Raw genomic sequence first — 12,879 nt, forward strand, 5'->3', positions numbered from 1 at the left:
TGCGCGGGGACTTTCCCCTATGCCGCCGCGAACGCGCGGCGCAGTTCTGCGGCGCACAGCGCGACCGCTGCATTGGCTTCGTCGAGCACCTTGCCCATCGGCACGAAGCCGTGGATCTGGCGCTCGAAGCACACGTAGACCGCGCTGTTGCCGGCGGCCGTGAGCGCTTCGGCATACGCGGCGCCTTCGTCGCGCAGCGGGTCGTAGCCGGCGGTGAGCACCAGCGCGGGCGGCAGCTTCGAAAGATCGGGGTGCAGCAGCGGCGAAGCGCGCCAGTCGAGATCGTGCTTCGGGTCGGTGATGTAGTGGTCGTGGAAGTAGCGGATGGTGTCTGCCGTCAGCAGGTAGCCCTGCCCGTTGGCCTGGTGCGATGCGTGGCCGCGCCGCATGTCGGTGGCCGGGTAGATCAGCAGCTGGTAGACGACGGGCAGGTCGCCCGCGTCGCGCGCGGCGATCGACACCACCGCCGCGAGATTGCCGCCCGCGCTGTCGCCGCCCACCGCGAGCCGGCTCGCATCGAGCCCCAGCGCGGCGGCCTCGCGGCGCACCCAGCGGGTGGCGGCCAGCACGTCGTCGACGGCGGCGGGAAAGCGGTGCTCGGGACCCATGCGGTAGTCGACCGCGACCACCGCGCAGCCAGCGCCATTGGCCAGCTGGCGGCACAGCACGTCGTGCGTGTCGAGGTCGCCGATGACCCAGCCGCCGCCGTGGTAGTACACCAGCACCGGCAAAGGCCCCACGCCGGAGCCCATCGGACGGTACAGGCGCACCGGGATGGTGCCGTGCGGCCCGTCGGCGGCGAGGTCGCGCACCTCGGCCACCTCCGGCGGCAGCGGCTGCGTGGTGGTGCGGCGCTCGCGATAGAAGGCCCGCGCATCGGCGGGCGACAGGGTGTGCGTCGGCGGAATGCCGCGCGCCTCGATGAAGTCCAGCAGGGCGCGCGCCTGGGGGTGCAGCATGGTGTCTCCGGTGGATCGTTGCGAGCGTCCAGTGTGGGAGGCATCGGGCGCCCGCGGTATCCGCACGCACCCGCACCCGACTGGGCCCGGCAGCCCCCGCACCATGCCCGCGCCCTTGCGGCGCGGCTTGCGGAAACTGGCTACGCCTTGCGCGGCTTGACCAGGGAGGCCGCTTCCTTGGCCAGCTTGCGGGCGGTGTCGGTGTCGGCCGCATGCACCAGCGCCACGCCCATGCGGCGCTTGATGAAGCTCTCGGGCTTGCCGAACAGGCGGATGTCGCTGCCCGGCACCCGCAGAGCATCGGCCACGCCGTCGAAGGCGATGCCGGCGGCGTCCACGCCGCCGTAGATCACCGCGCTGGCGCCCGGGCTCTTGAGCGAGGTGTCCACCGGCAGGCCGAGGATGGCGCGCGCGTGCAGCTCGAACTCGTTCTGCCACTGGGTGGCCATGGTGACCATGCCGGTGTCGTGCGGGCGCGGGCTGACTTCGCTGAACCAGACCTCGTCGCCCTTCACGAAGAGCTCCACGCCGAAGAGGCCCTGGCCGCCCAGGTCGGCCGTCACGGCCTGCGCGATCTGCTGCGCCTTCGCGAGCGCGGCGGGCGCCATGGGGTGGGGCTGCCAGCTTTCCACGTAGTCGCCGCTGACCTGCACGTGGCCGATGGGGTCGCAGAACTGCGTCTGCACGCCGCCGGTGGCGTCCTTGGCACGCACGGTGAGCAGGGTGATCTCGTAGTCGAAGTCGATGAAGCCCTCGACGATCACGCGGCCATGACTGACCCGCCCTCCGGCCATGGCGTAGTCCCAGGCCTTCTGCACGTCAGCGGGGCCGTCGATCTTGCTCTGGCCCTTGCCGGAGCTGCTCATCACCGGCTTGACGATGCAGGGGTAGCCGATGCCTGCGTCGATGGCGGCCTGCAGCTCGGCCAGCGAATCGCAGAACTTGTAGGGGCTGGTGGGCACGCCCAGCGTCTCGGCGGCCAGGCGGCGGATGCCCTCGCGGTCCATGGTCAGGCGGGCGGCGCGGGCCGTGGGAATCACGCGCACGGTGCCGGCTTCTTCGAGCTCCTGCAGCATGGGCGTGGCGATGGCCTCGATCTCGGGCACCACCAGCGCGGGCTTCTCGGCCTCGATCAGCGCCTTCAGCTGCGCCGGATCGCTCATGGTGATGGTTCGTGCATGGTGCGCCACCTGCTGGCCGGGGGCGTTCTCGTAGCGGTCGACGGCGATGGTCTCGACGCCGAGGCGCTGCAGGGCGATCAGCACCTCCTTGCCGAGTTCGCCGGAGCCCAGGAGCATCACGCGGGTTGCGGAGGGAGAAAGGGGGGTGCCGAGGGTGGTCATGGTCGGGAGTCGAAAAAGGCTGGAAAAAGCAACCGCAGGACTGTAAGCCACCCGCAGCCTCCGGTGTCGCACGCGGGAACGGCGCGGGCGCGGTGCTGCTTCACAATCGATGTCTTTCGCCGTGGCGCCCGCCGCGCGCGCCCCTTTTCTTTTTGCTTTCTCCAAGGAGTTCTCTCATGGCTATCCAGACTGTAGGCATCATCGGCGCCGGAACGATGGGCAACGGCATCGCGCAGGCCTGCGCGGTGGCCGGCGTGAAGGTGGTGATGGTCGACATCGCCCAGGCGGCGGTCGACAAGGGCCTGGCCACGGTGTCGGGCAGCCTCGACCGCCTGATCAAGAAGGAAAAGCTCACCGCCGAGCAGAAGACCGCCGCGCTGGCGCTCATCCAGGGCTCGACGAACTACGAAGACCTGAAGAGCGCCCAGCTGGTCATCGAGGCCGCCACCGAGAACCACGCGCTCAAGCTCAAGATCCTCAAGCAGGTCGACGAGATGCTGGCGCCCGAGGTCATCATCGCCTCGAATACTTCCTCGATCTCGATCACCCAGCTGGCCGCCGCCACCTCGCGCGCCGACCGCTTCATCGGCATGCACTTCTTCAACCCGGTGCCGATGATGGCGCTGGTGGAGCTGATCCGCGGCTACCTCACGAGCGACGCCACGCACGACACGGTGAAGGAACTGGCCGAACGCCTGGGCAAGTCGCCGATCACGGTGAAAAACGCGCCGGGCTTCGTGGTCAACCGCATTCTGGTGCCGATGATCAACGAGGCCTTCTTCGTGCTGTCCGAGGGCATCGCCACGGCGGAAGACATCGACGCCGGCATGAAGCTGGGCTGCAACCAGCCCATCGGCCCGCTGGCGCTGGCCGACATGATCGGCCTGGACGTGTGCCTGGCCGTGATGGAGGTGTACCTGGAGCAATTCGGCGATTCCAAGTACCGCCCCTGCCCGCTGCTGAAGGAAATGGTGGCCGCCGGCCAGCTCGGCCGCAAGACCGGCCGCGGCGTCTACACCTACTGACACTGGCTCGCCCCCAGTCTTCGCGCACTTCGTGTCGCTTCGCCAACCCCCTACCGGGGGCAACACCAGCGGCCCGGCAAAGCCGGTTCCGCGGTGTTCCTTGAAAAGATAAGAAAAGGAGACCGCTCACATGACCGCCACGCCCACCACCCCGCCGGCAGAAGGCTGCATCGACACCCAGGTGCTCGGCCACGTGCTGCTGATCGGCATCAACCGCCCGGCCAAGCGCAACGGCTGGACGCCGCCGATGTTCAGGCAGCTGGCCGAGGCCTACACCCGGCTCGACGACGACCCCGAGCTGCGCGTGGGCGTGCTGCATGCCTTCGGCGACCACTTCACGGCGGGCCTGGACCTGCCCGCGGTCACCGAGTACATGAAGCGCGGCGAGAAGGCGATTCCCGCCGGGCTGGTGGAGCCGCACGACTTCGGCCTGCCCGACTACCGCCGCCGCACCAAGCCGATGGTGGTGGCGGTCAAGGGCATCTGCTTCACGGTCGGCATCGAGCTGATGCTTGGCGCCGACATCGTGGTGGCGGCCGACAATTGCCGCTTCTCTCAGATGGAAGTGCAGCGCGGCATCATGGCCACGGGCGGCGCCACGCTGCGTATGGCCGAGCGCGCGGGCGTGGGCAACGCGATGCTGCACCTGCTCACGGCCGACGAGTTCGACAGCGCCGAGGCCTTGCGCCTGAACTTCGTGCAGAAGGTGGTGCCGACCGGCCAGGAGCTCGACGCGGCGCTGGCCATCGCGCAGCGCATCGCGGCGCAGGCGCCGCTGGCGGTGGTGGCCACGCGGCTGAACGTGATCAAGGCCGTGGAGCAGGGCCCGCTGGCCGCCGTGTCGGAATTCATCGAGACGCAGAAGCGCCTGTCGAACAGCGAGGACGCCGCCGAGGGCGTGCGCTCCTTCATCGAACGCCGCCCGGCACGCTTCAGCGGCCGTTGATCCCTTTCATCGAGAACAACGACATGCCTCTTTCTCCAGCACGCACGGCGCTCGCCGCCGCATTCACCCTGCTCGCCGTGAACACCACTTCCGCACAGACGCCCACGCCTCCCGCGCTGCCCGATCCTGCCGCCACCTCGGTCGACGCCATGGGCTGGATGAAGGGCTTCCCGCCCCCGCCAGACAAGCTCATCACCTTCGACAACCCGGCCGGCGGCGTGTTTCCGCGCACGCGCTGGAGCTTCTCGCACGTGCGCGAGACAGTGCCCACGGCCAACGTATGGCGCGGCAGCGGCGCGGCCAGCCCGCTGCCTTCGGCGCCTGCCCGCTTCGACATCGAGGCCGTCACCTTCAAGCCCCTGGGCGGCGAGCAGACGCTGAACTTCGCCCAGATGATCTCCGGCACCTACACCGACGGCATCCTGGTGATGCACCGCGGCAAGGTGGTCTACGAGAAGTACTTCGGCGCGCTCACGCCCGAGCGCCCGCACATCGCGATGTCGGTCACCAAGTCCTTCGTGGGCACGCTGGCGGCCATCCTCGCGGACGAGGGCAAGCTGGACCCGGCCGCGCCGGTCACCAAGTACATCCCCGAACTCAAGGACAGCGCCTACGGCGACGCCACCGTGCGCCAGGTGATGGACATGACCGTGGGCGTGCACTACTCCGAGAACTATGCCGACCCCAAGGCCGAGATCTGGGACTACGCCCGCGCCGGCGGCATGCTCACGCAGGGCGCGAACTACACGGGCCCGAAGTCGTTCTACGAATTCCTCGTCACGCTGAAGAAGGAAGGCGAGCATGGTGACGGCTTCGCCTACAAGACGGTCAACGCCGAGGTGCTGGCCTGGATCGTTCGCCGCGCCAGCAACCAGTCGCTGGCCGACCTGCTGAGCGAGAAGATCTGGCGCCGCATCGGCGCCGAGCAGGATGCGTATTTCATGGTCGACCGCATCGGCACCGAATCCGGTGGCGGCGGCCTCAACACCGTGCTGCGCGACCTGGCCCGCTTCGGCGAGACCATGCGCAACGGCGGGCGTGCCTCCAACGGGCAGCAGGCGATTCCGAAGGCGGTGGTGGAAGACATCCAGCGCGGCGGCGATCCGGCCAAGTTCGTGAAGGCCGGTTATCCGCTGCTCAAGGGCTGGTCGTACCGCGACATGTGGTGGGTGTCGCACAACCCGCACGGCGCCTACATGGCGCGCGGCATCCACGGCCAGAGCATCTACGTGGACCCGAAGGCCGAGATGGTGATCGTGCGCTATGCGGCGCACCCGGTGGCGGCCAACGGCGCGAACGATCCGCTCACGCTGCCGGCCTTCCAGGCGATGGCAGAAGCGCTGATGCGCCCCTGACCGAGTCTTTTCAGTTGGACGCCCGCTCGCGGGCGATGACCAGGAGCCCGTCCATGATGAGGCTCTCGACCAGCTCGAAGTGACCGTTCATCACGGGCGCCATCTTCCAGCCCGCGCCGCCGGTCATGTAGCAGGCCGGCTCCGCGCCGCAGTGCGAGCGCACGTGCTGCACCATGCGCTCCACAGCGCCCGCGATGGCGTAGGTGCCGCCGCTGGTCAGCGCGTCGCTGGTGTTGGTGGGGAACTCGCGCACCTCGCCGGTGGGCACGTGCAGGCCCGCAGTGCCCGATTCGAGCGCGCGCAGCATGATGCCGTGGCCCGGCAGGATCAGGCCGCCGAGGAACTTGCCGTCGGCGTCGATGGCCTCGACCGTCACGGCCGTGCCGATCAGCACCACCACCATCGGCCGCGGCGCCTGCCCCGGCTTCGCGGCGGCCAGCATGCGGTGGCGCGCGCCGATCATCGCCACGAAGCGGTCGGCGCCCAGGCGCGTGGGGTGGTCGTAGCCGTTGACGATGCCGGCCTCGCCCGCGCTCGACATCACCCAGCGCGGCGTGCAGTCGAAGCGCTCGACGATCTGCTCCTCGGCCCGGCGCCTGACCGCGTCGCCGGCCACCACGCAGCCCAGCATGGAGCCGGGCGAAGGCAGGTCGGCCCACGGGCCGTCGGCCAGCCGTTCGATGTGGTCGAGGAATTCGGCACCCTGCGCCTGCAACGCGGCGCCGGGGCGGGCCGAGTCGTAGAGCGCCCACTTGAGGCGGGTGTTGCCGATGTCGATGGCGAGGAAGGGGGATGACATGCGCGGGATTATTGCGACTTTGTTGTTATTCCGGCTGGCACGTCGTTGACACACGCGGCATGGGCCTACGCAGGCGCGCCGGCTTCCGCCTCTACATTGGCGGGTTCCACCCACCACCGCACAAGGAGAGAACCATGGGATTGCTCAGTTTCATCAAGGAGGCTGGTGAGAAGCTGTTCGGCGGCTCGTCGGCCCAGGCCGCCACGCCCGACGCCAACCAGGCCGCTGCCGCCGCCATCAAGACCTACATCGAGACGCAGAACCTCGGCCTCACGGGACTGGAAGTGACCTACACCGCCGCCACCGGCGTGGTCACCCTCGCGGGCCAGGCGCCGTCGCAGGAAGCCAGCGAGAAGGCCTCGCTCGCCGCCGGCAACGTGGCGAACGTGACCAGCGTGGAGAACAACCTCGTGGCCCCGCCCGCGCCGCCCGCCCAGTACCACGACGTGGTGCGCGGCGACACGCTCTCGGCCATCTCGAAGAAGTACTACGGCGACGCCAACAAGTACAACGTGATCTTCGAAGCCAACAAGCCGATGCTGACGCATCCGGACAAGATCTATCCGGGGCAGAAGCTGCGCATCCCGGCGCTCTGAAAAGGACGCGGGGCTAGGCCCCGTTGTGCCGCCAAGCCCCTGGCGACACGCCGTACTCGCGCTTGAACGCGCGGTTGAAGGCGGCCTCCGACTCGTAGCCCACGCCTTCGGCGATGCGCGCCAGGTTGCATTGGTCCCTGCGCAGCATGCCTGCGGCCAGGATCATTCGCCAGCGCGCGAGATAGTGCATGGGCGGCACGCCCACCAGCTCGGCGAAGCGGTCGGCCAGCACGCTGCGCGAGGTGTGCGTCTCGTGCGCCAGCGCGTCGACCGTCCAGTTGCGCGCGGGCTCGGCATGCATCAGCGCCAGACAGCGGCTCACGTGAGGGTCTCGCAGGCCCGCCAGCCAGCCCGGGTTGTTGGCGGGCATGGATTCGATGTAGCCGCGCAGCACTTCGGCGAACAGCACCTCCGCCACCTTGGCGGCGACCAGCTCCGAACCCGGTGATCGTGAAGCTGCATCGCCCAACACGAAGTTGACGGACTGCTCGATCCACGGGCCCGCCGGCCTGCTTCGCAGCGGCGTGGTGAACAGGCGCGGAATGTTCGCCATGACGGGATCGGGCGCATCGCCCTCGTACGCGAACCAGCTGCACACCAGCAAGGTGCGATCGCCCTCGCCGCCATAGCGCACGCGCTCCAGCTCGGGTGCCCGCGGGCTCACCACATGCGACATGTCCACCGCCGCATGGTGCAGGCCGCTGCCCAGCACGTGGGAGTCGCCGTGCAGCGCGGCGATCACTTCGCCCGCATGCGCGCGGATCGGTTCGCCGCCATCGACCTGCGCCCAGCATTCGCCCTGCAGCACCAGGTGACAGATCGCCATCCGCTGCGCGCCAGGCCTGAGCAGCTGCGCGATGTCCCTACCCTTGGGTACCTCGAAACACCAGGGTGCATACATGTCCCCGTTCAGGAACAGCGCGCCTTCCAGGCGGATGGTCCGCAGCACGTCCGACAAGACATCCATGGTCACCTCCCGGGGCAAGCGAGGGCGGGGTTTCGGTCAATAACTCAGGCGAGACGGGCAAGACGCGGCGGCTTCGCCCCGGCACCATAGGTACCGGTCGCCTTCGACCGATTCTGACAGCCAGACAGGAGTACCACCATGCCCAAATTCGTCATCGAGCGAGACATCCCCGGCGCCGGCAAGCTCACCCCGTCGGACCTGAAGGCCATCTCGCAGAAGTCCTGCGGCGTGCTCAGCAGCATGGGCACGGACATCCAGTGGATCCACAGCTACGTGACCGACGACCGGGTCTACTGCGTCTACCAGGCCACCGACGCCGAACTGGTGCGCCGGCACGCGGAACTCGGCGGCTTCCCGGCCAATCGCGTGGACCGGGTCTACAGCGTGATCGACCCGGCCACGGCCGAGTGAGACGATCGGCCCTTCCCCGTCAGTTCTGCCGCCACGGCAACCCGCGCTTGCGCCAGCCGCCCGTCAGCCCGCGGTGGCCGTTCTCGTCCGGGTTGCCCTCGAAGCCTTCGAGGATGTTGTAGGCCTCCACGCCCAGCTCTGTCGCGCGCTTGGCCGCTGCGATGGAGCGCACGCCGCTGCGGCACAGCAGCACCACCTTCTTTCCGCCTTCAGCCGCGGCACGGATGCCTTCGTCGAAGGCCGGGTTCAGCGCCATGCCGGGCCATTGCTTCCATGCCAGCGGCACGGCGCCGGGCACGTAGCCTACCCATTCGCGCTCGGCGTCGGTGCGCACGTCGACCAGCACGGCTTCGCCGCTGGCGGTCCATTGGGCGGCCTGCTCGGGCGTCACGTCGCCGGCGTAGCCCTTGTTCTCGATGGGTTCGGTCATTTCTCTCGTGTCCTTGGGATGCGGGTTTTCATGGCCCGGAATTTTTCTCCGGTTCGTGAAAACCCTGTTTGTCGAGTGCTCCCGCGCGCCAAAGATGGCGCCTTGGGCCTGTCGAACCATAACTCCAAGACGGACAGCCTGGGTTTTCCCAACTCAGAACCGTTTGGAGAGAGACAAATGACAGACAGCAAGATGCCCCGCCGCCGCGGGCTGCTCAAGGGCGCGGCCGTGGCCGCCGGCGCCATGTCCGTGCCGATGGTCAGCATGGCCCAGACCACCACCCTGCGCTTCCAGAGCACCTGGCCCGCGAAGGACATCTTCCACGAGTACGCGCAGGACTACGCGAAGAAGGTCAACGACATGGCGGGCAGCCGCCTGAAGATCGAGGTGCTGCCCGCCGGCTCGGTGGTGCCCGCCTTTCAGCTGCTCGACGCGGTGGCCAAGGGCACGCTCGACGGCGGCCACGGCGTGGTCGCGTACTGGTACGGCAAGAACTCGGCGCTCGCGCTGTGGGGCTCCGGCCCGGGCTACGGCATGGACGCCAACATGGTGCTGGCCTGGCACACCTACGGCGGCGGCAAGGCGCTGATGGAGGAGATCTACAAGGGCCTGAACCTCGACGTGGTCTCGTACCTCTACGGCCCCATGCCCACGCAGCCGCTGGGCTGGTTCAAGAAACCGGTGGCCAAGGCCGAGGACATGAAGGGCCTGAAGTTCCGCACCGTGGGCCTCGCGGTGGACGTGTTCACCGACATGGGCGCGGCCGTGAACCCACTGCCCGGCGGCGAGATCGTGCCCGCGCTGGACCGCGGACTGATCGACGCGGCCGAGTTCAACAACGCCTCCAGCGACCGCGTGCTGGGCTTTCCCGACGTCGCCAAGAACTGCATGCTGCAGAGCTTCCACCAGAGCGGCGAGCAGTTCGAGGTGCTGTTCAACGGCGGCAAGCTCAAGGCGCTGCCGGCGGAGCTCAAGTCCATCATCGAATACGCCACGCAGGCCGCGAGCGCCGAGATGAGCTGGAAGGCCATCGACCGCAACTCGAAGGACTACGAGGAGCTGAAGAAGGCCGGCATCAAGTTCTACAAGACGCCCGACACGGTGCTGCGCGCGCAGCTCGCATCGTGGGACAAGACCATCGAGAAGAAGTCGGCCGAGAACCCGATGTTCAAGAAGGTGCTCGACTCGCAGCGCGCCTTCGCGGAGCGCGCGGGCCAGTGGCAGAACGACTACGGGGTCGATTTCAAGATGGCCTACAACCACTACTTCGGACGGCAGGCGAAGAAGACCTGAGCCAACGGGATCGATGCGACGCGAGGGCACCCGGGCGGTGCCCTCTTCCCATGCCTGCGCCCAAGCTGCCGCGCAAGACACGGATGACGCGGCGAGGAGTTCGTTCCGATGCAATCTTTCCTGCTGGCGGTCGACCGGTTCTCCACATGGATCGGCAAGACCTTCGCCTGGTGCGCCCTGCTGCTCACGCTGCTGATCAGCTGGGAGGTGTTCTCGCGCTATGCCCTCAACAGGCCTCACGCCTGGGTGCTGGACGCGCAGATCATGCTGTACGGCACCATGTTCATGACCGCGGGCGCCTACACACTCTCGAAGAACGGCCACGTGCGCGGCGACGTGCTCTACGGCTTCTTCCGCCCGCGCACGCAGGCGCTGGTGGACCTGGTGCTCTACATCGTCTTCTTCCTGCCCGGCATCGTCGCGCTGACCTGGGCCGGATGGGTCTACGCGGGCGAATCGCTCGCCATCCGCGAGCAGACCTTCTCGGCCGAGCCGCTGCCGCTGTACCCGTTCAAGTACGTCATTCCGCTGGCGGGCTTCACGCTGCTGCTGCAGGGGCTGGTGGAGATCATCCGCTGCGTGCGCTGCATCCGCGAGGGCACCTGGCCCTCGCGCGAGCAGGACGTGGAGGAAGTCGACGTCGAGAAGCTCAAGGAGATGGTGCACGTGAAGGACGAGGACATCGCCGCGCTCGACCGCGTCGTCGCCTCGAAGGAGGCCGCGCGATGATCCGCCGCGAACTCTGGTTCGGCCTCTCGTTCATGGCGCTGATCGTGATCGGCGCGGTGGCGGTGCTGGCCAATGCGCCCACCATCACCAACGGCCACCTCGGCCTGCTGATGCTCTCGCTGGTGGTGGTGGCCATCATGCTGGGCTTTCCCACGGCGTTCACGCTGATGGGCATGGGCATGCTCTTCACCTGGCTGGCCTACGACCGCGACTGGCACCGAACGCTCGACCTGATGGTGCAGTCGGCCTTCAAGACCATGGCCAACGACGTGCTCATCGCGGTGCCGCTGTTCGTGTTCATGGGCTACCTGGTGGAGCGCGCGAACCTCATCGAGTCGCTCTTCAAGAGCCTGCACCTCGCGCTCGCACGGCTGCCAGGTGCGCTGGCGGTGGCGACGCTGGTCACCTGCACCATCTTCGCGACGGCCACCGGCATCGTGGGCGCGGTGGTCACGCTGATGGGCCTGCTTGCATTGCCGGCCATGCTGCGCGCGGGCTACAGCGTGCCTCTGGCCGCCGGCTCGATCACCGCGGGCGGCTGCCTGGGCATCCTGATTCCGCCTTCGGTGCTGCTCATCGTCTACGGCGCGACGGCTGGCGTGTCGGTGGTGCAGCTCTATGCGGGCGCGTTCTTTCCGGGGCTGATGCTGGCTTCGCTCTATGTGCTGTACGTGATCATCGTCGCCTGGCTCAAGCCGCAGTGGGCGCCGCCGCTCTCGCAGGCGGAGCGCGTCGTGCCGCTGCCGCCGCTGTCGCAGCGGCTGGCCGACAGCCCCGCCGCGCATGCGCTGGTAGGCCTGCTGAAGGGACGGCGCAATGCCGGCGTGCCCTTCTCGCATGTGCTGAAGCAGCTCGGCATCGTTGCGATGCCGGGCGTGATCTTCCTGCTGCTGGCCGCCTTCAGCTACAAGGCCGTGACGACGGTGGAAGCCCAGGCGCGCTACGAGATCGAGGAAATCGGGGCCGTGCGCAGCGGCACGCCGGAGTCCGGCGGCCTGCAGGAGCCGCCGGTCGAAGGCGGGTTGCAGGAACCACCGCAGGAAGGTGGGCTGCAGGAGCCGCCCAACGACGATACGCAGCCGTCGGCACCGGCCACTGCCTCCAGCCAGGCGGCGCTGTCCGAGCCGCCGGGAGCCCCGGCCGTTCCCCCCGCGCCCGCCGCAGGAACCGCAGAGCCCTCGGCCGCTGCTGCTACGGAGGCAGCCACGCAGCGACCCGCACCGACCTGGTGGTGGGTCACCTTCGCCGTCTTCGGCGCCATCGTCACGCTGTTCTACCTGTTCCTGAGCTTCGCGCGGCTCGAGATCTTCAAGATGCTGCTGGCATCGTTCTTCCCGCTGGTGCTGCTGATCCTCTCGGTGCTGGGCTCGATCGTGCTGGGTCTTGCCACGCCCACCGAGGCGGCCGCCATGGGCGCGCTCGGCGGCATGCTGCTGGCGGCGGCCTACAGGCGCCTCAACCTCGCGGTGCTGAAGGAGTCGGTATTCCTCACGGCCAAGACATCGGCCATGGTGTGCTGGCTCTTCGTCGGCTCGGCCATCTTCTCTGCCGCGTTCGCGCTGCTCGGCGGGCAGGCGCTGGTGGAGGAATGGGTGCTCGGCATGAACCTCACCAAGGTGGAGTTCCTGATCCTGAGCCAGGTCATCATCTTCCTGCTGGGCTGGCCGCTGGAGTGGACCGAGATCATCGTGATCTTCATGCCCATCTTCATCCCGCTGCTCGACAACTTCGGCGTCGACCCGCTGTTCTTCGGGCTGCTGGTGGCGCTGAACCTGCAGACCGCCTTCCTCTCGCCGCCGGTCGCGATGGCAGCCTTCTACCTGAAGGGCGTGAGCCCGCCCCACGTGACGCTGAACCAGATCTTCCTGGGCATGCTGCCCTTCATGGGCATCCAGGTGCTGGCGATCGTGCTGCTTTACATGTGGCCGCAGATCGGGTTGTGGTTGCCGCAGCTGCTGTACAAATAGAAGCGGGTCGTGGTGAGGGCGGCATGTGTTCCCCTCGCTCGGTCGTGCGACGTACGGGC

13 protein-coding genes are annotated in these 12,879 nt (G+C 68.1%); 8 read left to right on the plus strand and 5 right to left on the minus strand.

Annotated elements, in window-relative coordinates; genetic code table 11:
* Positions 1–17: 17 nt before the first annotated feature.
* Positions 18–959, minus strand: coding sequence for an alpha/beta hydrolase (locus ABL844_RS29710; protein ID WP_418129860.1), 942 nt, complete (start codon positions 957–959; stop codon positions 18–20).
* A gap of 140 nt (positions 960–1,099) precedes the next feature.
* Entirely contained in the window at positions 1,100–2,302 is a 1,203-nt protein-coding gene (purT, locus tag ABL844_RS29715; RefSeq protein WP_418129861.1) for a formate-dependent phosphoribosylglycinamide formyltransferase, read from the minus strand.
* A 176-nt stretch (positions 2,303–2,478) separates the two neighbouring features.
* Here purT and ABL844_RS29720 point away from each other — a divergent pair, with 176 nt between their 5' ends.
* From ABL844_RS29720 to ABL844_RS29730, 3 genes are all read left to right on the plus strand, one after another.
* The gene (locus tag ABL844_RS29720; RefSeq protein ID WP_237676454.1) at positions 2,479–3,327 is read left to right on the plus strand and encodes a 3-hydroxybutyryl-CoA dehydrogenase; all 849 of its coding nucleotides are present in this window, start codon (positions 2,479–2,481) and stop codon (positions 3,325–3,327) included.
* 130 nt (positions 3,328–3,457) lie between these two features.
* On the plus strand, positions 3,458–4,273 hold the full coding sequence (locus ABL844_RS29725) for a crotonase/enoyl-CoA hydratase family protein (RefSeq protein WP_418129862.1): 816 nt from the start codon (positions 3,458–3,460) through the stop codon (positions 4,271–4,273).
* Between the two features lie 23 nt (positions 4,274–4,296).
* The gene (locus tag ABL844_RS29730) at positions 4,297–5,628 is read left to right on the plus strand and encodes a serine hydrolase domain-containing protein (protein ID WP_418129863.1); all 1,332 of its coding nucleotides are present in this window, start codon (positions 4,297–4,299) and stop codon (positions 5,626–5,628) included.
* Between the two features lie 10 nt (positions 5,629–5,638).
* Here the strand turns inward: ABL844_RS29730 and ABL844_RS29735 are convergent, their stop codons facing one another.
* Positions 5,639–6,427, minus strand: coding sequence for a type III pantothenate kinase (locus tag ABL844_RS29735; protein ID WP_418129864.1), 789 nt, complete (start codon positions 6,425–6,427; stop codon positions 5,639–5,641).
* Between the two features lie 134 nt (positions 6,428–6,561).
* Between ABL844_RS29735 and lysM the strand changes: the two genes are divergently transcribed.
* Positions 6,562–7,023 carry a peptidoglycan-binding protein LysM gene (gene lysM, locus ABL844_RS29740; protein WP_418129865.1) on the plus strand — a complete coding sequence of 154 codons (462 nt, stop codon included), beginning with the start codon at positions 6,562–6,564 and terminating at the stop codon, positions 7,021–7,023.
* A gap of 13 nt (positions 7,024–7,036) precedes the next feature.
* Here lysM and ABL844_RS29745 read toward each other — a convergent pair whose 3' ends face one another.
* On the minus strand, positions 7,037–7,990 hold the full coding sequence (locus tag ABL844_RS29745) for an AraC family transcriptional regulator (RefSeq protein ID WP_418129866.1): 954 nt from the start codon (positions 7,988–7,990) through the stop codon (positions 7,037–7,039).
* A gap of 138 nt (positions 7,991–8,128) precedes the next feature.
* On the opposite strand from ABL844_RS29745, the gene ABL844_RS29750 reads away from it, so the two are divergent.
* Positions 8,129–8,401 (plus strand): DUF4242 domain-containing protein, encoded by a 273-nt coding sequence (locus ABL844_RS29750; protein WP_176665023.1) that lies wholly within the window; start codon positions 8,129–8,131, stop codon positions 8,399–8,401.
* A 19-nt stretch (positions 8,402–8,420) separates the two neighbouring features.
* On the opposite strand, the gene ABL844_RS29755 is transcribed toward ABL844_RS29750, so the two are convergent.
* The gene (locus ABL844_RS29755) at positions 8,421–8,831 is read right to left on the minus strand and encodes a rhodanese-like domain-containing protein (protein WP_418123118.1); all 411 of its coding nucleotides are present in this window, start codon (positions 8,829–8,831) and stop codon (positions 8,421–8,423) included.
* Between the two features lie 177 nt (positions 8,832–9,008).
* On the opposite strand from ABL844_RS29755, the gene ABL844_RS29760 reads away from it, so the two are divergent.
* From ABL844_RS29760 to ABL844_RS29770, 3 genes are all read left to right on the plus strand, one after another.
* Positions 9,009–10,124: a TRAP transporter substrate-binding protein gene (locus ABL844_RS29760; protein ID WP_418129867.1), complete on the plus strand. Its 1,116-nt coding sequence runs from the start codon at positions 9,009–9,011 to the stop codon at positions 10,122–10,124.
* Between the two features lie 108 nt (positions 10,125–10,232).
* A complete protein-coding gene (locus ABL844_RS29765) occupies positions 10,233–10,853 on the plus strand; it encodes a TRAP transporter small permease subunit (protein WP_418129868.1) in 621 nt (206 codons plus the stop codon).
* Complete coding sequence (locus tag ABL844_RS29770) at positions 10,850–12,820, plus strand: TRAP transporter large permease (RefSeq protein WP_418129869.1); 1,971 nt, start codon at positions 10,850–10,852, stop codon at positions 12,818–12,820. The genes ABL844_RS29765 and ABL844_RS29770 overlap by 4 nt, the downstream gene beginning before the upstream one ends.
* Positions 12,821–12,879 lie beyond the last annotated feature (59 nt).

Source organism: Variovorax sp. 278MFTsu5.1 (assembly GCF_048305045.1).
Lineage (GTDB): Bacteria > Pseudomonadota > Gammaproteobacteria > Burkholderiales > Burkholderiaceae_C > Variovorax > Variovorax guangxiensis.